Raw genomic sequence first — 22,158 nt, 5'->3', positions numbered from 1 at the left:
AGGCCTAGTCTGGCGGTCATGGACTTCGACGTCATCGTCATCGGTGGTGGCCCCGTAGGTGAGAACGTGGCCTGGCGGACGGCCGCGGGTGGCCTGTCCACCGCCATGATCGAGAAGGAGCTGGTCGGCGGCGAGTGCTCGTACTGGGCGTGCATGCCTTCGAAGGCGTTGCTGCGGCCCGGTCACGCACTCGCGGCCGCCCGGCGCGTTCAGGGCGTGAACGCGGGTTCGCTGGACGCGAAGGAGGTGCTCGCGCGGCGCACGGGCTTCACCTCCGACTGGGACGACTCGGGCCAGGTCAAGTGGGCCGAGTCGGAGAACATCCACGTCATCCGCGGCGAGGGTGAGGTCACCGGCGAGCGCGAGGTCACCGTGGGCGGCGAGGTCCACCGCGCCCGTCAGGCCGTCGTGGTGTGCACCGGCAGCGTGCCGAAGATGCCGCCGCTGGAAGGTCTCGCGGGCACTCCCGTGTGGACTTCGCGCGAAGCCACGTCGGCGCGGGAGGTGCCGGACTCGCTCGTCGTGCTCGGCGGTGGCGTCGTCGGTGTCGAGATGGCGCAGGCGTGGGCGCGGCTGGGTTCGAAGGTGAAGCTGGTCGTCTCGGGCGACCGGCCGCTGCCGAAGTTCGAGGAGTTCGTCGGCCCGCTGGTCGTGGAGGGCCTCGAGGAGGACGGCGTCGAGGTGCTGCTCAACGGGCGCGCCTCGTCCATCAAGCCGGGCGAGCTGACGTTGCAGGACGGCCGGGTCGTGCAGGGGTCGCACATCCTCGTCGCCACCGGGCGCGTTCCCGCGACCAAGGACGGCAAGCCGCTGACCATCGACGACTCCTGCCTGGTGTCCGGCGTGGACGGACGCTGGCTGTACGCGGCCGGTGACGTCACCGGCCGGGCGTTGCTGACGCACCAGGGCAAGTACCAGGCCAGGGCGGCCGGCACGGCGATCCTGGAGCGGTCCCGCGGGTTCGAGCCGAAGCAGTGGTCGGCCGGGCAGGCGTGGGCGGACCACGTGGCGGTGCCGCAGGTCGTGTTCACCGACCCGGAGGTGGCGTTCGTCGGGCACACCGCGGCGGAGGCACGGGCGGCGGGACGTGAGGTCAGGGTCGTCGACCTGGACATCGCGGTCGCCGGGTCGTCGCTGCACGCGGACGGCTACAAGGGCAAGGCGCGGATGGTCGTCGACGAGCGCACGCGGACGCTGGTCGGCGTCACGTTCGTCGGTCAGGACGTCGCCGAGCTGCTGCACTCGGCCACCGTCGCGATCGTCGGAGAGGTCACCGTGGACCGGTTGTGGCACGCGGTGCCCTCGTACCCGACGATCAGCGAGGTCTGGCTCCGGCTGCTCGAGGCCTACGGTCTCTGAACCGGGTCCTGGGGTCGTTCCAGCACGGACCCGAGCATGCCGGCGAGCAGTTCGTTCGCCGTGCCGACCACGTACGCGCGGTCGTCCTCGCCGACTCGTTCGGCGAGCTTGAACAGCGCGTCCGCGGTCTGCACGGCGATCCGGAACGTCAGCATCGGCGGGGCGTCGCCGTGGGCACCGAACCTGTTGACGAACATCTCCGCCAGCCGTTCGGCCATCAGCTCGTACTGGTCGACGCTGGAGTCGAGGCGGTGGCTGTCCAGCATGTCGCTGAACCGCACCCGCCCGAAGCCGGGCAGCTCGTGCAGCATCCGCATGTACACGGCGACGACCTGGGTCATGGCCTCGCGCCACGTGTCCGCGATCAGATCCGCGGTGAACAACTCCTCCACTTCGCGGAGATAGGTCTCCATGCCGCGAAGCGCCAGGGCGTGCACAACGGATCTTTTGTCGGGGAAGTACTGATAGAAGGAACCAATGGGCACTCCGGCCACGTCGACGATGCGAGCCGTGGTGATGTCGTCGTAGTCGTATTCGTTCAGCAGGCCCGCGCAAGCGTCGAGGATCGCGGAAACAGTTGCCGCGCCACGCTGTTGCACAGGCTGCCGACGCATCACCCTGGCTAACCTGCCTTTTGCCGGATCTTCATGCACGCCGACATCTTTATCCATAAGAGTGCTTGAACCCAAGCACAGGTTCCTGACAGGTTTCAGCCTGGATCTCCGCGGCGTTTGCGATGAACCACCCAGGCGAAGTCCACGACGCACACGACGGCGAGTAGCAAAAGCAGGACGCCGAGCCAAACGAGGTCGGCTCGCAGCGCCAGCCACCCGGCCACCGAGTTGAAGACGAAGCCGAATCCGGCCAGCCACAACCTCAGGGTCAGCGCACTGCGTGGAGGCGCAGGGGGCGGCAGGTAGTCGCTCACCTCATCCGGTTTCCCGCAGCAGCTGCGTCTCAACCGGCCTGAGCCGCCGCGGCGGTTTTGTCACGTAGGGGCGAACGAGACGCGTCAGGGCCAGGCCAGGAGCGATCAGCGGGACCACGGCGGTCAGCACGGCGGCGGTGATGCCGGCCCGCACGACGTCCTTGGGCATCACGGCGACGCGGTCGACGACGAACGCTCGCCGCCCGGTGATCGACACGGCCGCGAGGACGAGCAGGAACACGACCATGCTGAGGATCGCCCGCCGCACCGCGTGGTCGTACCCCGCCGCTTCTCCCGCGACCAGCACCGCGAACCACCCGGCGAGAGCGGGCAGCTGCCCTCGTTCGGTGGTGGCCGCCCAGCTCAGGCCGCCCAGCGTGGCGAGCCAGGCGAGGACGTCGGCACGCTGCTGGGCCCACAGGGATGCCGAATCGAGGGGAATGCCGGTCCAGGTCAGCAGGCCGAGCGGGCTGAGGGGATCGGCGGCGAGCTGGCCCAGCACCCAGGCCAGCGTCCACGCGGACAGCAGCACGGCCAGGACGAGTTGCCACCGGGGCCGGCGCACCACGCACTGGGCGAGCCGGACGATCTCCGCACGCGTCATACCCCCACCTTGCCGCTCCCTGGTGGTTTGTGGAGAAACGTCACCCTGACGCTCACCCTGTCGGCCCTCTTCCGAGCGCCTTCATCACGCAGCGCAATCCACGATCGGGGGACAGATCTTTCCTAGACTGAGGTACATGAGCATTGATCAGCTTCTGCGTCTTCCCAGCTACCTGATGCTCGGGCTGGTGCGCGAAGCTCGCCGGATCGGCCGCGCGGACCTGCGCGGGCCCCACCTCACGGTGCTCGCCTACCTGTCCGAGCAGGAGGCCGTGGCGCAGAAGCGGATCAGTGACCGGGTGCGGATGGACCCGAGCGACCTCGTGACGGTGCTCGACGCCCTGGAAGAGCTCGGGTTCGCCCAGCGCAGACGCGACGAGAGAGACCGGCGCCGGTTCACCGTGTCGATCACCGACGGTGGCAGGAGGGCGCTGCGCGAGCGTTTGGAGACGGCCTGGGCGCACGAGGAAGAGCTGCTGGCGCCGTTGACGCCGCACGAGCGCGATACGTTGGCCACACTGCTGCGTAAGGCGTACCTGCATCACGCTGATATGCGTGTAGATTAGACAGTCTGCGCTCAGCGACCCAGCGCGGGCAGGACAGTGCGAATCGGAATAAAAGCCGACGTCGCATGATATCGAGAAATGAGGCAAGTTGTCAAGCCCCTCCGATGACCTCCGGCTCGCCGAAATGGAGCCGGAGCAGGAATACGTGGCCATGTTGTACGGCCGGCTCGACGACCTCCGTGAACAGACGTCGAAACGACTCGCACAGTCGTTGCGACAAACCGGCGGCACGCACCAGATGCGGTCCGAGCGCGACACGTCCGTCGCGATGTACACAGATCAACTGGCCCAGTACAGCGCGGTCGAGAACGGCCTGGCGTTCGGCCGGCTCGATTTCCACAACGAAGACCGCTTCTACATCGGCCGAATCGGTCTGTTCGACGAGGACAAGGAATACGAGCCGCTGCTGATGGACTGGCGCGCGCCCGCCGCCAGGCCGTTCTACCTCGCCACCGCCGCCTCCCCCGACGGCGTGCGGCGGCGCAGGCACCTGCGGACCCGCTCGCGCAAGGTGATCGGCCTCGACGACGAGGTGCTCGACATCAACGCGGCCCACGGGACCCGCAGCGAGTCGCTGACCGGCGAGGCGACGCTGCTCGCCGCGCTGAACGAGTCGCGCACCGGCCAGATGAGCGACATCGTCGCGACGATCCAGGCCGAGCAGGACAAGATCATCCGGTCCGAGCTCAACGGCGTCGTCGTCGTGCAGGGCGGGCCCGGCACCGGCAAGACCGCGGTGGCCCTGCACCGAGCCGCGTACCTGCTGTACACGCACCGCCGGCAGCTGGCGAAGCGCGGCGTGCTCGTCGTCGGCCCGAACACGACGTTCCTGCGCTACATCAGTCAGGTCCTCCCCTCGCTGGGCGAGACGGGCGTGCTGCTGTCCACGGTCGGCGAGCTCTACCCGAACCTGACGGCGACCGGCCGCGAGTCCGCCGAGGCGGCGGCCGTGAAGGGCCGCATCCAGATGGCGGACGTGATCGCCGCGGCCGTGCGGGACCGCCAGGAGGCGCCGCCGTCCGTCGAGATCCGCTTCGACAACGACGTGCTGCGCCTGGACCGGCGCGCGATCTCCGACGCGCGGGGCAGGGCGCGCCGGACCCGCCGTCCCCACAACGAGGCGCGCCGCACGTTCGCCCGCGAGATCATCTCGACGCTGTCGGGCATGGTCGCCAACCGCCTCGGCGGGCACCTGCTCGACAAGACCGACATGGACGACATCCGCCGCGAACTGCGCGAGTCCGACGAGGTCCAGGCGGCGATCTCGTCGCTGTGGCCGGTGCTGACCCCGTTCTCGCTGCTCTCGGAGCTCTACCGGAACCCGAAGCGCCGCAACCGCGCGATGGCGAAGTTCACCCGCGAGGAGCGCGACCTGCTGCAGCGCTCCACCGACGACTGGACGCCGGCGGACGTGCCGTTGCTCGACGAGGCCGCCGAACTGCTCGGCGAGGACGACACGGAGGCCAAGGCCCGCGCCGAACGCCAGCGCCGCCAGGCCATCGAGTACGCCCAGGGAGTTCTCGACATCCTCGACCTGGAGGACGACGCGGACCCCGACATCCTGATGGCCTCAGACCTGATGGACGCGTACCGCCTGGCCGAGCGCCACGGCGTCGACCGCTACGAGACCGCCGCGGAACGCGCCGCGGCCGACCGCACCTGGACGTTCGGCCACGTCATCGTGGACGAGGCCCAGGAGCTGTCGGCGATGGCGTGGCGCACGCTGATGCGCCGCTGCCCCAGCAAGTCCATGACGGTCGTCGGCGACATCGCGCAGACCGGCGACATCGGCGGTGCGACCTCATGGGGCGCCGTGCTGTCGCCGTACGTGCAGAACCGTTGGCGCCTCACGGAACTGACGGTCAACTACCGCACGCCGGCCGAGATCATGGAGGTGGCCGCGGACGTGCTCGCCTCGGTCGACGCCTCCCTGGTGCCGCCGACGTCGGTGCGCGAGACCGGTGTGGCCCCCTGGGTCTCCACCGTGTGGTCGTTCGCGTCCGAGGTGCCCGCGCTGATCGCACGCGAGGTCGCCGCCGTCGGCGACGGCAAGATCGCGGTGATCGTGCCGGCCGCGCTGCTGCCGGCGGTGGGCTCGTCGATCGCCGACGCGGTGCCGAGGTCGTCCGTGGGCAACGAACTGGAGGAGGCCCAGGTCGTGGTGCTCGGCGTGACCGACGCCAAGGGCCTGGAGTTCGACTCCGTCGTCGTGGTCGACCCGGACGGCATCCTCGCCGAGTCGCCCCGCGGCGCGTCGGACCTGTACGTCGCGCTGACCCGTGCCACGCAACGGCTCGGTGTCGTGCACACCGGAACGCTGCCGGACATGTTGGCGCGCTTGAAGGACGTTTCGTAGCGATCGAGCGGAAGCCTGGGTGGCGACCGGAACGCCCCCAGGCTCACCGCGGCGAGGTCAGCGCGCCAGAGCAAGACCGACAGCCGCCGCGCCGACCCCGAGCGTGACGCTGACGACGACGTTCAGCAGGGCTGACCGGTACTTCTCGGCCTCCAGCAGCTTCACCGTCTCGTAGCTGAACGTCGAGTACGTCGTGAGCCCGCCGCAGAACCCGACACCCAGCAACGGCGTCCAGGACGTGCCGACGAGGAACCCGATGAGCAGGCACCCGACGACGTTGACCGTCAAAGTGCCCCAGGGGAAGTCGGTGGAGTGCCGCGACTGCACGAAACGGTCCAGCAGATAGCGGGTCGGCGCACCGAGAGCGGCACCGAGGAACACCGCGAGCACGGTCATCGAGTCACCCGCAGCCCGAGGAACGCGGCCAGCACAGCACAGACCGGCGTGGCCGGCAGCGCCCACGACCACGACGCGGCGTACGACGAGAACGTCGTGAAGCCGCCCAGCAGTCCAACGCCGAAGAAGGCACGCACCAAAGGCCGGGGCACCGACCCCATCAGCAGGCCGATGAGGAACGACCCCAGCACGTTGATGACGAAGAGCCCCCACGCGCCCGGCACGAGGACCGACAGGCCGTAGCGCGCCACACCGCCGAGCCCTCCGCCCAGCGACACCAGCGCGACGAACTGGAGACCAGGGTCAGCTCGTGGGCTCGGCAAGGTGCTCCACCAGGTGGTCCAAAGCCTTCAGCGCGCGCACGACGTCCTCGCGCTCGGACGATTCCAGCTTGGCCAGTGCGGCGCCGATCCGCTTCTCGTGTTCGCGCTGCCAGACGAGCAGCTGTTCGTGTCCACGCGGTGAGACGGATAGCCGCGCTACCCGCCTGTCCTTGGGGTCCCCGCCGCGCACGACGAGGCCTGAATCGATCAGCTGGGACACCAGCCCGGACACGGTGTTGGGGGCGAGACGCAGCGCGGCGGCCAGGTCGCCGACCTTCATCGGCGGGCGCTCGGCGAGGGTCTGCAGAAGCTCTACCTGCGCCATCGGCAGGGATTCCCACGGCCAGTCGGCCCGGATGCTCGTCCGCAACGCCCTGCGCAGGCGAGTGACGACGTCGGTGAGCGTGCGGGCTTCGTCTGACATGCGGAAATCTTAGTCAACTTCCCCGCCCCGAAGCGTCGAGCCTGATCGCTCGTTGAAGGCTCGGCACGGCGCCAGGTGTCGCCGTGGCGACACTGCTTGTTCATACTTTCCAGTGACAGCAGTGGTTCTGTTGCAGCAATGGGGTCCAGGGCCCTGCCGCACTCGTGTGGCGTCTCAGTAGCCTGGTCGACATGTCTGAACGGGTGAGCTGGGTTCCGGAAGGCGTCGACACGGGCAAGCCGAGCGCCGCGCGTCTGTACGACTACCTGCTCGGGGGAGGGCACAACTTCGCGGCCGATCGGGCGCTCGCGGAGAAGTTCCTGCAGGCCCAGCCGAACGCCCGCACGATCGCGCGGCTGAACAGGGCGTTCCTGCGCCGGGCCGTGCTGTTCATGATCGACCGCGGCATCCGCCAGTTCCTCGACCTCGGTTCCGGCATCCCGACGGTCGGCAACGTGCACGAGATCGCGCAGAAGGCCGACCCGGAGGTGCACGTCGTCTACGTGGACTTCGAGGAGGTCGCGGTCGCGCACAGCCAGCTCATCCTGGAGCACGACCCGCGCGCGACGATCGTCCAGGAGGACATGACGAGGCCCGGCGCGGTGCTGCAGGCGGCGCGCAACAGCGGCCTCATCGACTTCTCGCAGCCCGTCGGCGTGCTCACGGCCGGTGTCTTCCACTTCGTGCCGCCGCAGGCCGACCCGAACGCGATCGTGGCGACGTACCGCGACGCCGTGCCCTCGGGCAGCTACCTCGCTGTCTCGCAGTTCACCCAGGACCTGCAGCCCGAGGAGATGGCGGGCGTGGTCGAGGTCATGAAGAAGAGCCAGAACCCGATGTACCCGCGCACGAAGAGCGAGATCGAGGCGCTCTTCAGCGGCTTCGAACTGGTGGAGCCCGGCATCGTGCCGACGCCGTTGTGGCGGCCCGAGATCACGAACACCGACGATCCGGACAAGGCGGGCATCTACGCCGCCGTGGGCCGGAAGGTGTAGGCCCTGTCCCGCAGTTCCGTTCGATGAGAGTCACGGTCGAGAGTTCCGGAGGCGGTGCCGCCGCAATGCCCTCATACCGGGCGTATCCGGGCTTTGCGGCGGTGCCGTCTCCGGGGCCCTCGGCCGCGACTATCGCGGACGAGACCTGCAGGACAGGGCCGGCAGGCCTGTCGTTGTTGGCCGTACGGCGGCGAATCCGTACGCTCTGTGCACAGGATGGAACTCCCCGAACTCGCCGCCCGCTGGATGCACGCGTTGACGTCCACCGCGTACATCCCGCTGTCCCACGCCGAAATCGAGCAGGCCCTGCTCGATTCGCTGCGTGCGCTGCCGGAGTCACCTGAATCGGTTGCCCATCGATTGGTGTCACTGCACGCGACCGGACCCGACTCGTTGCGGGCCACGATCGAGGTTCTCTCGCCCACGTTCGACCTACCTGTCCTGGCCCGGTTGAGCTCCGCGTACGCGCACGCCATGCGGCTGGACGCGTTCGACCAGCAGGAGCAGATCAAGGTCGCGATCGTGAGGGCCAAACAGCGGGTCGAGCGCACGCTGCAGGTCAGCCAGGCGCGGTTCCAGGAGGTGTTCGACTCCGCCGCGCTGGGCATCGTGATCACCGACCTCACCGGCAGGTGCGTCGAGGCGAACGACACGCTCGCCGAGATCGTGGGCCTCGACTCGGGCGCCGACCTCACCGACCGCGACCTGCGCGACTTCTTCCACCCCGAGGACCTGGCCGCCCTGGGCGCCTCGTACCGGAAGGTGAGCGAGGGGCACGTCGACAGGTTCCGCGACCAGCGGAAGCTGGTCCGCGCTGACGGCGAGCCGGTGTGGGTGCACCTCGTGGTCTCGGTGCTGCGGGACGCGGACGGCCGGCCGGCGCACCACGTGACGATGGTCGAGGACATCAGCGAACTGCACCTGTTGCAGCGCAGCCTCGACCACCAGCTGCTGCACGACTCGCTCACCGGCCTGTCGAACCGCCAGCACTTCGTCTCCCGGCTCGAACGGCAGCTCGACGGCAGTCCGGTCACCCTGTACCACCTGGGTCTCGACGCGTTCTCGGTCGTCAACAACGGCCTGGGCCACGAGACCGGCGACAAGCTGCTCAAGATCGTCGCGAACCGCCTCGGCGAGCTCGCCGAAGCGAAGAAGGCCGTGCTGGCGCGCATCGGCGGTGACGAGTTCGCGTTGCTGACGGCCTCGGACAACGTCACCTCGACCATCGAGGAGATCCAGGAAGCGCTCGGCGAACCGACCTTTGTGGACGATCACGGCATCGCGCTGTCGGCGAGCATCGGCGTGGTGGACCGTCCGCCGGCGTTCGTGACCGCCGGCGAGCTGATGCGGTGCGCCAACGCCGCGCTGCGCCAGGCGAAGGCGCGGGGCAAGCGGCAGTGGGCGTTGCACGACCCGCACGACGACGCCCGCCGCCGCGGCAAGTACGCGCTGGCCGCGTCGATGCCGGGGGCGTGGGAGCACGGCGAGATCGAGATCGTCTACGCGCCGGTGCACGACCTGGAGAACCAGGAGGTGCTCGGTGCCGTCGCCCGCCTGCACTGGGACGACCTGAGCCACAACGACACGATGGCGCTGGCCGACTCCACGGGGCTGTCGCTGCCGATCGGCCGCTGGCTGCTGCGGGAGGCGTGCGCGCAGGCCGCGAGATGGGTCGAGGAGTTCGGTGACAGGGCCCCCACCCTGCACATCGCGCTGGGCGCCCTGCAGTCCCGCGACGAGGACCTGGTGGCCGACGTCAAGCGGGCGCTCGACGAGACCGGGCTTCCGCCGGAACGGCTGCGGATCGCGCTGGACATCTCGTCGGTGCTGGCCGGCGACGACAACGCCCTGGTGCTGCACGACAGCGGCATCGTCACGGCGCTGGACGGGTTCCGCGGCGGCCACGACGAACTGGCCGTGCTGACCGAGGTACCGGTCCGCTCGGTGATCACCCGCGCGCCCGCGCCCAGCCCGGACTCCCCGCTGCACCAGGCGATGCGCGCCCTCATCGAGACCGTGCACGGCTTCGGCGTCCGGTTCGGCGTCGACGAGGTGCACACCCTCGACGACGCCGAGCACTGGCGGCAGGCGGGCGCGGACGGCGTGATCGGGCTGCTGCCCGCCCTGCCCGCGGCCGAGGTCACCGAGCTCCTGGCTACAGCTGCTTCACCGCGGCCAGGAGCTTCGTGAGCGAGTCCTTCGCGTCACCGAACAACAGCGTCGTCTTCGGGTTGTACAGCAGCTCGTTGTCCACGCCCGCGAACCCCGGCCGCATCGACCGCTTCATGAACACCACGGACTTCGCGCGGTCCACGTCGAAGATCGGCATGCCGTAGATCGGGCTCGACGGCTCGTCCCGCGCGCCCGGGTTCACCACGTCGTTCGCTCCGACGACCACGGCCACGTCGACCGACGTGATGCCGGGGTTGACGTCGTCGAGCTCCTTGAGCTGCTCGTACGGCACGTCCGCCTCGGCCAGCAACACGTTCATGTGCCCCGGCATCCGCCCCGCCACGGGATGGATCCCGTACGCCACCGACACCCCACGCCGTTCGAGCTGCGCCACGAGCTCACGCACCGCGTGCTGCGCCTGCGCGACGGCGAGTCCGTACCCCGGCACGACGACCACGTTGTTCGCGTACCCCAGCAGGATCGCGACGTCCTCGACCGTGCCCGACTTGACCGTGCGCTGCTCTTCCCCTTGCGCGACAACGGTCGTCGCCTTGAACGCGCCGAACAGGATGTTGGCGAGCGACCGTCCCATCGCCTGCGCCATCAACCGGGTCAGGATGGTGCCGGACGCGCCGACGAGCGTGCCCGCGACGATCAGCAGCGTGTTCGCCAGCACGTACCCCGACGCGGCGACCGCGAGACCGGTGAACGCGTTGAGCAACGAGATGGCGATCGGCACGTCCGCACCACCGACCGGCAGCACGAACAGCACGCCGAGCGCCAGCCCGACCACCGCCAGCAACCACAGCAGGAACCCGTTCGGCACCGCCATCGTCACCGCGCACAGGGCGACCGACGACGCGGCCGCCGCGATCGCGAGCTGCTGCCCTGCGGGCAGCAGCACCGGGCGAGTCGTCATCAGCTCCTGCAGCTTCAGGAACGTGACCACCGAACCGGAGAAGCTGACCGAGCCGATCAGCACCGTCAGCACGGTCGCGAGCCGGAACAACACGGTCGTGTCCGGCACCGCGAAGAACTCGGCCAGCGCCACCAGGGCCGCCGCCGCGCCACCGACTCCGTTGAACAGCGCCACCATCTGCGGGATGGCCGTCATCTTCACCGACCGCGCGGCCGGGATGCCGACCACGACACCGAGTGCGACGGCGACCAGGATCCACAGTCCGTTGTGGACGACCCCGTGGACGTACGCGGTGACGACGGCGACCAGCATGCCGAACGCGCCGATGAAGTTGCCGTAGCGCGCGTACTTGGGCGAGCTCAGGCCTTTCAGCGCCAGGACGAAGCACACCGACGCGACGAGGTACATCAGCTGGACCGTCATCTTTTGAACATCTCCAGCATCCGGTCGGTCACCACGAACCCGCCGACGACGTTGACCGTGGCCAGGAAGACCGCGATCAGCCCCAGAACCAGCTCCAGGGTGCTCTCGGCGGACCCGGTGATCAGGATCGCGCCGACGAGGATCACGCCGTGAATGGCGTTCGCACCGGACATCAGAGGCGTGTGCAGGATCGTGGACACCTTCGAGACCACCTCGAAGCCCACGAACACGGCCAGCACGAAGATCGTCAGCAGGTCGATCACGGCAACTCCTTGCGGATCTGACCGTCGTGGGTGAGGCAGCAACCGTCGAGCACCTCGTCCGAGAGGTCCGGCGAGACCGAGCCGTCCGCGATCATGAGCTTGAGCAGGTTCAGCACGTTGCGCGAGTAGAGCTTGCTGGCGTGCACCGGCATGGACGACGGCAGGTTCAGCGCGCCGTGCACGAGCACATCACCGACCCAGATCTCCTGTCCCGCAACGGAACCGGCGTAGTTGCCACCGGATTCCGCGGCCAGGTCGACCACGACGGAACCGGGCGCCATGGCCTTGAGCATGTCCGTCGTGACGAGCACCGGGGCCTTGCGACCGGGGATGGCGGCCGTGGTGATCACGACGTCGGACGCCGCCACGTGTTCGCCGATGAGTTCTCGCTGGCGTTCCAGGAACTCCTCGGACTGCGCGGACGCGTAGACACCGGACTGCGTCTCGAGTTCGAGTTCGATGAACTTCGCGCCGAGGCTGCGGACCTCCTCGCCCGCGGCCTTGCGCACGTCGTACGCCTCGACGACGGCGCCCAGCCTGCGTGCGGTCGCGATCGCCTGCAGGCCCGCCACGCCCGCGCCCAGCACCAGGACCTTCGCCGGCGGCACGGTGCCGGCGGCGGTGGTGAACATGGGCAGGAAGCGCGGTAGTCGTTCGGCGGCGACGAGAACCGCCCGGTAGCCGGCGACCAGCGCCTGGGAGGACAGGGCGTCCGCGCTCTGGGCACGGGTCACGCGGGGCAGCAGGTCGAAGCTGAACGACGTGACGTTCCGCCGCGCATAGACCTCAAGTAGTTCCCGCTCGCCTTGGGGCTGCAGGAAGCTGATGGTGACGGCGCCCGGTTTCAACGCGGAGGCCTGGGCGATGGTCAACGGCTGCACGGACACGACGACGTCGGATTCCGGCGTCGGGTCCTCGGGCGTCACCACCGCCCCGGCCGCGCGGTACGCGGCGTCGAGGGCGTGGGCGTGACGCCCGGCGCCTTCCTGTACGTGCACGGTCAGTCCAGCGTCGACCAGCGACGACACCGTTTCCGGTACGCAGGCGACTCGGCGCTCGGCGGGCCGCGACTCTGCGGGGGTTCCCACTCTCACCGTACGCACGTTACGCGATCAAAGGTGACCTGGGCCACATCACAGTTGCCAGAGAACCGGAACGGCAGCGCGGACCCGGCCGCCGCCGCGGCCGGGGCGAACACCGCGGATCAGTGGGACACAGGACATCCGGAAGGCTTGGCCGCGGGGAAGAAGTTCGGCAGCAGCTCGCCGGTGTCGTAGTACCGGTGGTACACCGGTGTCAGCCCGCCCGACACGGGTGGCACGATCCACGACCAGTCCGCGGGGCAGGTGCGTCCGGCGGCCTCCTCCTTCTCCAGGTGCGTCAGGAACCTCTGCGACTCCGTGTGGTGGTCCGTGATCGTGACCCCGGCCTCCGCGAACGAGTGCAGGACGGCGCGGTTGAGCTCCACCAGAGCTCGGTCGCGCCACAACGTCGCCTCCGACGACATGTCCAGGCCCATTCGCTTGGCGAGGTACGGCAGCAGGTCGTAGCGGTCGTGGTCGGCCAGGTTGCGGGCGCCGATCTCGGTGCCCATGTACCAGCCGTTGAACGGCGCGGACGGGTAGTCGATCCCGCCGATGCGCAGGCGCATGTTGCTGATGGCGGGAACGGCGTGCCACTTCACGCCGAGCGTCTTCAGCCACGGGAAGTCCGGGTGGGACAACGGGACTTCCAGCACGTCGTCAGCGGGGATCTCGACGAGCGCGGGTTCTTGGCCCTTGCAGGACACCATGAGCGGCAGCACGTCGAACGGGCCGCGCGTGGACGGCGGCTGCCAGCCTCGCTTCAACGCGAGGTCGGTGAGGGCGAGGTTGCGCGCGTCCCCGAGCACTCCGCCGTCGGAGCCGCGGTAGGCGGCGTAGCGGATGATCTGCTCGTTGACGATCTGCGGCGCGTCCATGCCCGGCTCGGCGGGGGCGAAGACGGTGATGACGGGCCGGATCTTGCCCTTGTTCGTGGCCACGCGGAGGTGCTCGACGCACTGCTCGGCCACTTCGGCGGGAGCGGACACCTCCCGCTGGTCGCGCACTTTCAAGCTCCGCCAGTAGAGGCGGCCGATGCAGCGGGAACTGTTGCGCCAGGCCACCCTGGCGCCGAAGGTCAGTTCGGCGGCGGTGTGGCGGTAGGTGCCGGTCGCGGCGATCTCCGCGTGGACTTCGGCCAGCCTGGCCTCGACGGGACCGAGGTCCGGGTTCTCGGTGTGGTGCTGCCGGACGAAGTCCTCAGCCTCGGCGATGTCGATTTCGCCGGTGTTCTCGACCTGCGCCGGGGGAAACGCCGTGAGGGAACGGGGCATCACGTCAGTCGGGACGGGGGTCATGGCGAGGCACCGTAGTTGCGCTTTCGTGGAGTAGGAACCGCCTGTCGCGCTACGCCATCTGGATCACTGGACCGCGTCCGACACGCTCAGCAAGTGCTTGATCCTACAACCGGGTGAGAATGGGCGCGACAAAGGGTGGTTCTAAGCCGTTATCGCGCCGTCATCAAACATTGACCAGTGATTCAGTTCACCACCGGATTCGACCCGTTCGAGTGAACTTCACCAGGTACCTCCCACGAGGAGAAGCGAGTCATCCCCCGCATCGCCAAAGCCGGTGGCACTGCACGGAAGGCGAAGTTCCGCAATGCCGATGCCATGGGCGATCGGACCTCGATGCCGAACTTCCCCGCCATCCGCGAGCCCTTCCACACGGACTGGGTGCGCGGCCGCCGCAATGCGTCATAGCGCGCGAGATCACCGTCGACCGCGGCCAGCGTCACCGCGTCCTCCAGCGCCATGCACGCCCCCTGACCGAGGTACGGCGTCATGGCGTGCGCGGCGTCGCCCAGCAGTGCCACCCGGCCGCTCACGAACGTGGACAGCAACGGCAGCTCGTAGATGTCGTGCCGGATCACGTCCGGGGTCGACGCCAGCAGTTCCGGCAACGGGTCGTGCCAGCCGGCGAACAGCGCCGCCGGGTCCAGGTCGGCCGAGGCCGGCGCGACGGTCGCGGCGTACCAGCAGACCCGGCCGTCGCCGAGAGGCAGGATGCCCGCCTCGCCGCCGGGACCGAGTGTCTGCGAGAGCGGCAGCTCATAGGGCCCCGGCGCCACCCCTCGCCACGCCGTGGCCCCCGCGTACACCGGTCCCGGCGCGTCGGGCAGCAGTTCCGCGCGGAGGCGGCTGTTGATGCCGTCCGCCGCCACCACGAGATCCGCGTCCAGCTCGTCAACGCCGGTCACCTCGACGTTGTTGAAGAGGATCTCGGGCGGCAACGCGCGCAGCAGCACACCGTGCAGATCGGCGCGGTGGATCGCGATGACGTTCTGCTGACCGACGTCGGGCAGGTGCACCAGCCAGCGCCCGTCGGATGCCCTGACGCCACCGGACACACGGGGCGTGCCCAGCCGCCGGACCTCGTCGGCGAGACCCATCCACTCCAGCGCCCGCAGCGCGTTCGGCATCACGCCCACGCCCGCACCGACCTCGCCGAACGTGGCCGCGCGTTCGAAGACGACGACCTCCCAGCCGACGCGTCGCAACGACACCGCCGTCGCCAGCCCACCGATGCCGCCACCCACCACGATCGCCTTCACGGCGTCCTCCTCTACAGATGTAGAGGACTCTACAGCCGTAGACTACAGCTGTAGAGAGAGATTGGGACCACAGTGCGCAGAGACCTCATCACCGACGCCGCGATCCAGCTCGTCGCCGAGCAGGGCATGCGCGGGCTCACCCACCGCGCGGTCGACCGCCTCGCCGGCCTGCCGGAGGGCTCCACCAGCGCGTACTTCCGCACGCGCAAGGCGTTGATCGAGGGGTTCGTCGAGCGGCTGGCGAACCAGGAACAGCGGGACATCGCACCTGATCCGGACGACGTCGCGGGCAGCATCGCGAGGACTCTCGACAGCTGGCTCGTCGAGCGGAACAGGACGCTCGCGAGGTACGCGGCGATGCTGGAGGCCACGCACCACCCCGAGCTGAAGTCGATCATGGTCCACTCCCCGCGCGAGCAGGCCACCGCGATCGCGAAGATGCTGGGCCACGAGGATCCCGAACGGGCGGGCGCGCACTTCACGGCGTTCCTGGAGGGCCTGCTCTTCTACCGGCTCGTCGGCGCCGGCAGCACGGTCGGGCCCGCACCGGGCACCGAGGAGAGCGTGCGGGACCTGAAGGCGGCCGTGGAAAAAGCGTTGCGACCGTAAGTACCGTGGGTTTCATGGGATTCGGGTACGGGGTCTTCTACCTCTGATCACGGACGTGTGCCACCGCGCAACACGTCCTGATTTCGCGTACCCAGAAGAGGATCCCCGTGCGTTCGCATGTTCATTTGACGACCCAAGATCTCACCAAGGGCTATGAGGCCGGGCCCGTCGTCGACGGCATCTCCCTGAAGGTCTCCGCCGGCCAGCGCCTCGGCATCATCGGCGAGAACGGCCGCGGCAAGACCACGCTGCTCCGCCTGCTCGCCGAAGACCTGGTGCCGGACCAGGGAACCGTCACCCGCCACGGTTCGTTGAGCCTCGTGCAACAGGAAATGCCCTTCCACGAGGGCGAAACGGTGGGGGACCTGCTGTCCGAAGCGCTGCGCGAAAGCCGCGAGGCACTGTCCGAACTGGACTGTGCGGCGGCGCCGTTCGACGAGCAGCGCTACGAGAAAGCGCTGGCCCACGCCGAGGACGTCGAGGCCTGGGACGCCGAGCGCCGTGCCGAGATCGCGCTGAAGGCCCTCGACGCCGACCACGACCGGGCGACACCACTCGCACGGCTCAGCGTGGGGCAGCGCTACCGTGTCCGGCTCGCGTGCCTGCTCGCCGAACGCGCCGACGTCCTGCTGCTGGACGAACCGACGAACCACCTCGACGCCGGCGCGCTGGCGTTCCTGACCGAACGCCTGCAGCAGCACCACGGCGTCGTGGTGCTCGTGAGCCACGACCGCACGTTGCTGGACGAGGTCTGCACCCAGTTGCTCGACCTCGACCCGGCACCGGACGGCGAGGTGCACCTGCACGGCGGCGGCTACCGGACGTTCAAGGAGGCCAAACGCGCCGAGCGGCAACGGTGGGAGCAGCGGTTCGCCCAGGAGGCGGCCGAGCACGACGAGCTGGTCGCGAAGGTCGAAAGCGCCCAGTCCCGCCTGAGGGACGGCTGGCGACCTCCGAAGGGCACCGGCAAGCACCAGCGCACGACTCGTGCGGCGAACAAGATGCGCAACGTCGCCCGCAGGCTCGAAGAGCTCGGCGACCAGCGCGTCGGTGCTCCCCCGCCCCCGTTGCGCTTCACGCCGCCGGAGCTGGAGGCGAGCGGCGACCTGCTGCACGCCACCCCGCTCGAAGTGCCGGGAAGGCTGCACCTCGCCGAGCCGATCTCGCTCAGCGCGGGCGAGAAGCTGCTGATCACCGGCCCGAACGGGGCGGGCAAGTCGACGTTGCTCGGCGTGCTCGCCGGCCGCGTCACGCCTGCCCGCGGCACGGTGCACCACGCCGGCCGAGTCGCCCTCCTGGCGCAGGAGTCCGCGTTCGAGAACGAGGACGCCACCGCGGTCGAGCTCTGTTCGCGCGTGGAGGACATCGGTCTGCTGAGAGGGAAAGACCTGGTGCGCCCGGTCAGCCGCCTGTCCACTGGACAGCGCAGGCGCCTGGAGCTGGCGATCCTGCTGAACGGCTCGCCCCACGTCCTGCTGCTCGACGAACCGACCAACCACCTGTCGATCGCCCTGGTCGACGAACTGACCGAGGCCCTGCACCAGACCAGAGCCGCCGTGGCCGTCGCGACCCACGACCGGCAGATGCGGACAGATCTCGGCTCGTGGCGGTCCGTGACCCTCGATTCACCTTCACGAAGTAATGAAGGTTCTGTAGCTTCGAAATAGGTCCTCTGCCGAGCACTGGGAGGTGTGCGAGATGACCGAAGTGATCTCCGACGAACTGCCGATCACGCGCCAGACCCCGTTCGACCCGCCCGCCGAGGTGACCCGGATCCGCGAGCAGGCCCGCATCAGCAGGCTGAAGTTCGCCGACGGTCACCTCGGCTGGCTCGTCACCGGTCATCACCAGATCCGCGAGATCCTGGGGAGTCCGAAGTTCACCAACGACCCCGGCAAGCACCACATGCTGGACGTCAGGTTCCAGGGGGAGGCGCCGCCGGAAAGGCGCAAGGTCGAACCCGGCATGTTCCTGAGCCAGGACCCGCCGGACCACACCCGGTTGCGCAAGATGCTGCAGGGCCAGTTCACGGTCCGGCGGATGAACCACCTGTCCGAGTGGATCGGCACGATCGTCGACGACCAGCTCGAGCACCTGCGGTCGCTGGGCGGCAAGGCGGACCTCGTGAAGGAGTTCGCACTGCCGGTGCCGTCACTGGTGATCTGCGCGCTGCTCGGCGTCGACTACGACGAGAGGCACAGGTTCCAGGACGACACGACGAAGCTGCTGAGCCTGGACTCGACGTTCGAAGAGGCCATGGCGGCCATGAAGCGCATCCAGGAGTTCATGCGCGAGCTGATCGTCCGCAAGAAGGCGGACCCGGGCGACGACATGATCAGCGATCTGCTCGCCACCGGGGAGCCGACCGACGAGGAAGCGTCGAACATGGCGTTGTTGCTCCTGCTGGCGGGCCACGAGACCACGGCGAACATGCTGGGCCTCGGCACGTTCACGCTGCTGCAGCACCCGGACCAGCTCAAGATCCTGCGCGACGAACCGGAGGTCGTCGACAACGCCGTCGAGGAGCTGATGCGCTACCTGTCGATCATCCACTTCGGACCGGTGCGCACCGCCACCGAGGACGTGGAGATCGAGGGCCACCTCATCAAGGCCGGCGACACCGTGCTGATGCACGTGCCGGCGGCCAACCGCGACCCGGAGAAGTTCCCCGGCAACCCCGATGAACTGGACCTGCGCCGCCCGGCCGGCGGGCACGTGGCGTTCGGGCACGGCATCCACCAGTGCCTGGGTCAGCAGCTGGCCCGCATCGAGATGAGGATCGGGTTCTCCAAGCTGTTCCGGGAGTTCCCGGACCTCCGCCTCGACGTCGACCCCGAGGAGGTGCCGCTGCGCACCGACATGGGGATCTACGGGGTCCACTCGCTGCCAGTAGCGTGGTCGGCATGAAGATTTCCGTCGACCAGACGAAGTGCTGCGGTTCGGGAATGTGCGTTCTGACCGACCCGGACCTGTTCGACCAGAACGACGAGGACGGCACGGTCGTCCTCCTCACCGAACACCCGGACGCCGGGCACGAGGCCACCGCGAAGGAAGCGGCGAGCCTCTGCCCGGCGGGCGCGATCACGATCAGCTGATCCGCCGAACAGGGCCAAACCTGAGGTTGATGAGGGGAGCTTTCATCAACCTCAGGTTTGGGAAAGCTCCCCTCATCAACGTCGCGAGGCACTACTGGGACGTCGCGAGGCGTAGTTCGTCGACCTCCGCCTGGAACCCGGCCGCCGTCAGCGTTTCCTCGGCCAGCTGCCAGTAGTCCCGGGCCTCCTCGCCCCGGCCGGACCGCTCCAGGGCGTTGCCCATCACCCTCAACGACCGCCCGAGCTCCGGCGGTGATCCCATCTTCCGAGCCTGCTCCACGGCCAGCGAGGCCAGGCTCAGCGCCTCCTCGGCGGACGAGGCCAGCCCGGACCTCAGGCGCCACACCCAGATCCGGCCCTGCCGGTCGTCGTGCTCCTCGAAGAACTCCCAGGCCTGCCGCAGCTGCTCCTCGGCCAGGGAGTTCTGGCCCGACCGCACCAGCGTGTCCGCCAGGAACAACCGGATGTTGGCCGCCAGGTCCGGATCGCCGAGCTTCTGCGCGGCGGCCAGCGAGGACCGCAGGAACGCGGCGGACTCGGCCAGTTCACCCGTGAACTGGTGCAACCGCCCCAGTTCCAGCGTCGCCATCAGCTCGCTCTGGTCGTCCCCCAGCTGCCCGGCGACCCGCCGGGCGCGTTCCAGGTACTCCTGGGCGGCGGCGAGCCCGCCGGCCCGGCGTTCGATGGCGCCCAGCGAGCACAGCACCTCGATCTCACCGTGCGGGTTGCTGGAGGCGACGAACCGGGTCATGGCCTCGCGATGAGCCTCACGGGCCTCGGCGGACCGGCCGCTCCACTCGTGCATCCACCCCATGCCGTACCAGGCGTAGGCCTCGCCCCACACGTCACCGGCGGCGGCGAACCCTTCCTGCGCGGCCTGGAAGTCGGCGGAGGCCGAGGCGTAGTCGTGCAACCGGGCCCGCAGGATCCCGCGCTGCTGGAACAGCATCGGCCGCCGCGCCGCGGGCGCGCAGGAGAGCCCCAGCGCGTTGATCTGCTCCCAGTCGTCGAACCGGGCCCGCAGGTCGCAGAACGCGGCCGACCGGATCGCCAGCTCGGCGGCCAGCGACCCGAGGCCCAGCGCCGCTGCCTGGGTGATCACGGCGTGGAGGTTCAGCCACTCCGCGTCGAACCAGTCGGCCGGATCGCCGAGGTCGAACCGTTCCAGCGCAAGGGGTTCCAGCCGGACGCCCTGGTGCGGCAGCTCCACGTCGGCCCGCATCGCGAGATCGAGCCATTGCTCGAACAACGCCTTCAACGCCACAGCCGGGTCTTCGGAGGCGGCCTCACGGCCGAAGGCGCGCAACAGGTCGTGCAGCCGATAACGCACCTGCCCCACCGCATCGCGCCCCGCGTAGTCGACCAGCCGGGCGTCGACCAGCGCCTCGACGTGGTCCTCCGCGTCGTCGAGGTCCAGCCCCAGCAACGGGGACGCCACCCAGGCGGGGAAGTCCGGTGTGTCGACCAGCGACAGCAGGCGGAACGCGGTCCGGTGCGACTCGCCCAGGCCGTCGTAGGACAGCGCGAGCGAGGCCCGCACGTCGAGATCGCCCAGCGACAACTCGTCGAACCGGCGGCGTTCGTCGGACAACCGGCCGGCGAGTTTCGCGAGCTGCCAGTGCGGGCGCGCCACCAGCCGGGCCGCCGCCACCCGCAACGCCAGCGGCAGCTTGCCGCAGTAGTTCACGATCTCCCGCGCCGCAACGGGTTCGGCGGCGCAGCGAGCCTCGCCGACGGCGGCCCGCAGCAACGCCAGCGCATCGCTGGAGGGCAGCACGTCCAACGGCACGACGTGGGCGGCCTCCAGACCGGCCAGCGCGGCCCGGGATGTCACCAGCGCGGCGCCGGAGGTGGTGCCCGGCAGCAACGGACGCACCTGGGCCTCGTTCACGGCGTTGTCGAGCACGACCAGGATCCGCCGGTCCGACAACAGGTCCCGGTACAGGTCGACCCGGTCCTCCACGGACGACGGGATCGCGCCACCGGAGACACCGAGCCCGCGCAGCAACCGGTCCAGCGCCGCGGCGGGTTCGACGGGCTTCTGCTCACCGCCGCGCAGGTTCAGGTACAGCTGCCCGTCCGGGAACGTGTCCCGGACGGCGTGGGCGCAGTGCACGGCCAGCGAGGTCTTGCCGACGCCACCAGGCCCGGTGATCGTCCACGTGCCGCCGGCGCGCAACCCGGCCGTCAGGCGGGCCACCTCGTCGGACCGCCCGGAGAAGTCGCCGACCGCGGGCGGCAGCCACGAGGGTCCGGACTGGACGGCGACCGGCGCGGAGGAACCCGCCAGCACCTCCATGTGCAGCGCGCGCAGTTCGGCGTTCGGGTCGATGCCGAGCTCGTCGGCGAGCACGTCGCTCGCCCGCCGGTAGACGTCGAGCGCCTGCGCCTGCTGGCCGGTGCGGTGCAGGGCGAGCATCAGCTGGTACCAGAAGCGTTCGCGCAGCGGGTGTTCCGCGACGAGCGAGCGCAGTTCGTCGACGATCTGGTCGTGCCGGCCCAGCTGCAGCTCGGCGTCGTTGCGGCGTTCCAGCACCTCCCAGCGCTGCTCGTTGAGCCGCTGCACGTCGGTCTGCTCCATCCGCAGCGACGACACCTGGTCCAGGGCCGGGCCGCGCCACAACGCCGCGGCGTCACCGAGCAGGCGGGCCTCGGTCTCCAGGTCGGGCGCGCGGCGGGCCTCGGCGCGCAGCCGCTGGAACGTCAGCAGGTCGAGCTGGTCGTCCTCGACGTGGATCGAGTAGCCGGTGGGCCACGTGCGGACGAGTTTGCGGTCGGCCAGGTCGTCCAGCGACTGTCTCAACCGCATGACGTACGTCTGCAGAGTCGCGCGCGCCGAACCGGACGGCTCTTCGCCCCAGAGGTGTTCCATCAGCTCGTAGGACGACACCGGCGCGTTCGCCTTCATCAGCAATGCGGCGAGCAGGACACGCTGCTTGGCCGAGCGCAGCTCCACGACCCGGCCTGAGTCGATGACCTGCAACGATCCGAGAACCCTGAACCCCCACCGCCGTTGCATGAGCCGATCCTAACCAGCCGGTAACCCTAGGTGTCAGCGAAATGTCAGCGGGTCACGTGATGCTTCTCGCCC

At 69.3% G+C, this 22,158-nt stretch carries 21 protein-coding genes; 9 read left to right on the top strand and 12 right to left on the bottom strand.

What is annotated here, in order from left to right:
- Positions 1-18: 18 nt before the first annotated feature.
- Positions 19-1,359: an NAD(P)/FAD-dependent oxidoreductase gene (locus AB0M48_RS34905; protein WP_363849985.1), complete on the top strand. Its 1,341-nt coding sequence runs from the start codon at positions 19-21 to the stop codon at positions 1,357-1,359.
- Here the strand turns inward: AB0M48_RS34905 and AB0M48_RS34900 are convergent.
- The 3 genes from AB0M48_RS34900 to AB0M48_RS34890 all read right to left on the bottom strand — a co-directional run bounded on the left by AB0M48_RS34900 (position 1,347) and on the right by AB0M48_RS34890 (position 2,891).
- Complete coding sequence (locus AB0M48_RS34900; protein ID WP_363849984.1) at positions 1,347-1,973, bottom strand: TetR/AcrR family transcriptional regulator; 627 nt, start codon at positions 1,971-1,973, stop codon at positions 1,347-1,349. The genes AB0M48_RS34905 and AB0M48_RS34900 overlap by 13 nt on opposite strands.
- 95 nt (positions 1,974-2,068) lie before the next feature.
- A complete protein-coding gene (locus tag AB0M48_RS34895; protein ID WP_363849982.1) occupies positions 2,069-2,287 on the bottom strand; it encodes a DUF6343 family protein in 219 nt (72 codons plus the stop codon).
- 1 nt (position 2,288) lies between these two features.
- Positions 2,289-2,891, bottom strand: a complete 603-nt coding sequence (locus AB0M48_RS34890; protein WP_363849980.1) for a hypothetical protein — start codon at positions 2,889-2,891, stop codon at positions 2,289-2,291.
- A gap of 136 nt (positions 2,892-3,027) precedes the next feature.
- Here AB0M48_RS34890 and AB0M48_RS34885 point away from each other — a divergent pair, with 136 nt between their 5' ends.
- Both AB0M48_RS34885 and AB0M48_RS34880 read left to right on the top strand, forming a co-directional pair.
- Positions 3,028-3,456, top strand: coding sequence for a MarR family winged helix-turn-helix transcriptional regulator (locus AB0M48_RS34885; RefSeq protein WP_363849978.1), 429 nt, complete (start codon positions 3,028-3,030; stop codon positions 3,454-3,456).
- Positions 3,457-3,580: 124 nt separating this feature from the next.
- The gene (locus tag AB0M48_RS34880; protein WP_363850310.1) at positions 3,581-5,812 is read left to right on the top strand and encodes an AAA family ATPase; all 2,232 of its coding nucleotides are present in this window, start codon (positions 3,581-3,583) and stop codon (positions 5,810-5,812) included.
- A 57-nt stretch (positions 5,813-5,869) separates the two neighbouring features.
- On the opposite strand, the gene crcB is transcribed toward AB0M48_RS34880, so the two are convergent.
- From crcB to AB0M48_RS34865, 3 genes are read right to left on the bottom strand one after another with little or no spacing between them, the layout of a single operon-like run.
- Positions 5,870-6,208: a fluoride efflux transporter CrcB gene (gene crcB / locus AB0M48_RS34875; RefSeq protein WP_363849976.1), complete on the bottom strand. Its 339-nt coding sequence runs from the start codon at positions 6,206-6,208 to the stop codon at positions 5,870-5,872.
- Positions 6,205-6,531 carry a CrcB family protein gene (locus AB0M48_RS34870; protein WP_363849975.1) on the bottom strand — a complete coding sequence of 109 codons (327 nt, stop codon included), beginning with the start codon at positions 6,529-6,531 and terminating at the stop codon, positions 6,205-6,207. Before AB0M48_RS34870 ends, crcB begins: the two co-directional genes overlap by 4 nt.
- On the bottom strand, positions 6,512-6,955 hold the full coding sequence (locus tag AB0M48_RS34865) for a MarR family transcriptional regulator (RefSeq protein WP_363849973.1): 444 nt from the start codon (positions 6,953-6,955) through the stop codon (positions 6,512-6,514). The genes AB0M48_RS34870 and AB0M48_RS34865 overlap by 20 nt, the downstream gene beginning before the upstream one ends.
- 191 nt (positions 6,956-7,146) lie before the next feature.
- On the opposite strand from AB0M48_RS34865, the gene AB0M48_RS34860 reads away from it, so the two are divergent.
- Positions 7,147-7,950, top strand: coding sequence for an SAM-dependent methyltransferase (locus AB0M48_RS34860; protein ID WP_363849971.1), 804 nt, complete (start codon positions 7,147-7,149; stop codon positions 7,948-7,950).
- A gap of 216 nt (positions 7,951-8,166) precedes the next feature.
- Positions 8,167-10,140, top strand: a complete 1,974-nt coding sequence (locus AB0M48_RS34855) for a diguanylate cyclase (RefSeq protein ID WP_363849969.1) — start codon at positions 8,167-8,169, stop codon at positions 10,138-10,140.
- Here AB0M48_RS34855 and AB0M48_RS34850 read toward each other — a convergent pair.
- From AB0M48_RS34850 to AB0M48_RS34830, 5 genes are all read right to left on the bottom strand, one after another.
- On the bottom strand, positions 10,106-11,464 hold the full coding sequence (locus AB0M48_RS34850) for an NAD(P)(+) transhydrogenase (Re/Si-specific) subunit beta (protein WP_363849967.1): 1,359 nt from the start codon (positions 11,462-11,464) through the stop codon (positions 10,106-10,108). The two genes, AB0M48_RS34855 and AB0M48_RS34850, sit on opposite strands and share 35 nt — an antisense overlap.
- Entirely contained in the window at positions 11,461-11,727 is a 267-nt protein-coding gene (locus AB0M48_RS34845; RefSeq protein ID WP_266042462.1) for an NAD(P) transhydrogenase subunit alpha, read from the bottom strand. Before AB0M48_RS34845 ends, AB0M48_RS34850 begins: the two co-directional genes overlap by 4 nt.
- A complete protein-coding gene (locus AB0M48_RS34840) occupies positions 11,724-12,821 on the bottom strand; it encodes an NAD(P) transhydrogenase subunit alpha (protein WP_363849966.1) in 1,098 nt (365 codons plus the stop codon). The genes AB0M48_RS34845 and AB0M48_RS34840 overlap by 4 nt, the downstream gene beginning before the upstream one ends.
- Positions 12,822-12,931: 110 nt before the next feature.
- Positions 12,932-14,083 (bottom strand): nitric oxide synthase oxygenase, encoded by a 1,152-nt coding sequence (locus tag AB0M48_RS34835; RefSeq protein ID WP_363850307.1) that lies wholly within the window; start codon positions 14,081-14,083, stop codon positions 12,932-12,934.
- 206 nt (positions 14,084-14,289) lie between these two features.
- Positions 14,290-15,363: an FAD-dependent monooxygenase gene (locus tag AB0M48_RS34830; protein WP_363849964.1), complete on the bottom strand. Its 1,074-nt coding sequence runs from the start codon at positions 15,361-15,363 to the stop codon at positions 14,290-14,292.
- A 72-nt stretch (positions 15,364-15,435) separates the two neighbouring features.
- Here AB0M48_RS34830 and AB0M48_RS34825 point away from each other — a divergent pair, with 72 nt between their 5' ends.
- From AB0M48_RS34825 to AB0M48_RS34810, 4 genes are all read left to right on the top strand, one after another.
- Entirely contained in the window at positions 15,436-15,972 is a 537-nt protein-coding gene (locus AB0M48_RS34825; protein ID WP_363849962.1) for a TetR family transcriptional regulator, read from the top strand.
- A 125-nt stretch (positions 15,973-16,097) separates the two neighbouring features.
- Positions 16,098-17,639, top strand: a complete 1,542-nt coding sequence (locus AB0M48_RS34820) for an ABC-F family ATP-binding cassette domain-containing protein (protein WP_363849960.1) — start codon at positions 16,098-16,100, stop codon at positions 17,637-17,639.
- 31 nt (positions 17,640-17,670) lie between these two features.
- Positions 17,671-18,879 carry a cytochrome P450 gene (locus tag AB0M48_RS34815; protein WP_363849958.1) on the top strand — a complete coding sequence of 403 codons (1,209 nt, stop codon included), beginning with the start codon at positions 17,671-17,673 and terminating at the stop codon, positions 18,877-18,879.
- Positions 18,876-19,067 (top strand): ferredoxin, encoded by a 192-nt coding sequence (locus AB0M48_RS34810; protein WP_319984125.1) that lies wholly within the window; start codon positions 18,876-18,878, stop codon positions 19,065-19,067. Before AB0M48_RS34815 ends, AB0M48_RS34810 begins: the two co-directional genes overlap by 4 nt.
- Before the next feature lie 91 nt (positions 19,068-19,158).
- On the opposite strand, the gene AB0M48_RS34805 is transcribed toward AB0M48_RS34810, so the two are convergent.
- On the bottom strand, positions 19,159-22,086 hold the full coding sequence (locus AB0M48_RS34805) for a BTAD domain-containing putative transcriptional regulator (protein ID WP_363849955.1): 2,928 nt from the start codon (positions 22,084-22,086) through the stop codon (positions 19,159-19,161).
- Positions 22,087-22,158 lie beyond the last annotated feature (72 nt).

The organism is Lentzea sp. NPDC051208, assembly GCF_040682435.1.
Lineage (GTDB): Bacteria > Actinomycetota > Actinomycetes > Mycobacteriales > Pseudonocardiaceae > Lentzea > Lentzea kristufekii.
Note: the sequence above shows the minus strand (reverse complement) of the source record. Positions and strands in the feature narration are given on the sequence as shown.

Coding starts and splice junctions, on each gene's coding strand:
- AB0M48_RS34905 (WP_363849985.1), top strand. CDS start 19: ATGGACTTCGACGTCATCGTCATCGGTGGTGGCCCCGTAGGTGAGAAC.
- AB0M48_RS34900 (WP_363849984.1), bottom strand. CDS start 1,973: ATGCGTCGGCAGCCTGTGCAACAGCGTGGCGCGGCAACTGTTTCCGCG.
- AB0M48_RS34890 (WP_363849980.1), bottom strand. CDS start 2,891: ATGACGCGTGCGGAGATCGTCCGGCTCGCCCAGTGCGTGGTGCGCCGG.
- AB0M48_RS34885 (WP_363849978.1), top strand. CDS start 3,028: ATGAGCATTGATCAGCTTCTGCGTCTTCCCAGCTACCTGATGCTCGGG.
- AB0M48_RS34880 (WP_363850310.1), top strand. CDS start 3,581: ATGGAGCCGGAGCAGGAATACGTGGCCATGTTGTACGGCCGGCTCGAC.
- crcB (WP_363849976.1), bottom strand. CDS start 6,208: ATGACCGTGCTCGCGGTGTTCCTCGGTGCCGCTCTCGGTGCGCCGACC.
- AB0M48_RS34865 (WP_363849973.1), bottom strand. CDS start 6,955: ATGTCAGACGAAGCCCGCACGCTCACCGACGTCGTCACTCGCCTGCGC.
- AB0M48_RS34860 (WP_363849971.1), top strand. CDS start 7,147: ATGTCTGAACGGGTGAGCTGGGTTCCGGAAGGCGTCGACACGGGCAAG.
- AB0M48_RS34855 (WP_363849969.1), top strand. CDS start 8,167: ATGGAACTCCCCGAACTCGCCGCCCGCTGGATGCACGCGTTGACGTCC.
- AB0M48_RS34850 (WP_363849967.1), bottom strand. CDS start 11,464: ATGACGGTCCAGCTGATGTACCTCGTCGCGTCGGTGTGCTTCGTCCTG.
- AB0M48_RS34835 (WP_363850307.1), bottom strand. CDS start 14,083: ATGCCCCGTTCCCTCACGGCGTTTCCCCCGGCGCAGGTCGAGAACACC.
- AB0M48_RS34815 (WP_363849958.1), top strand. CDS start 17,671: ATGACCGAAGTGATCTCCGACGAACTGCCGATCACGCGCCAGACCCCG.
- AB0M48_RS34810 (WP_319984125.1), top strand. CDS start 18,876: ATGAAGATTTCCGTCGACCAGACGAAGTGCTGCGGTTCGGGAATGTGC.
- AB0M48_RS34805 (WP_363849955.1), bottom strand. CDS start 22,086: ATGCAACGGCGGTGGGGGTTCAGGGTTCTCGGATCGTTGCAGGTCATC.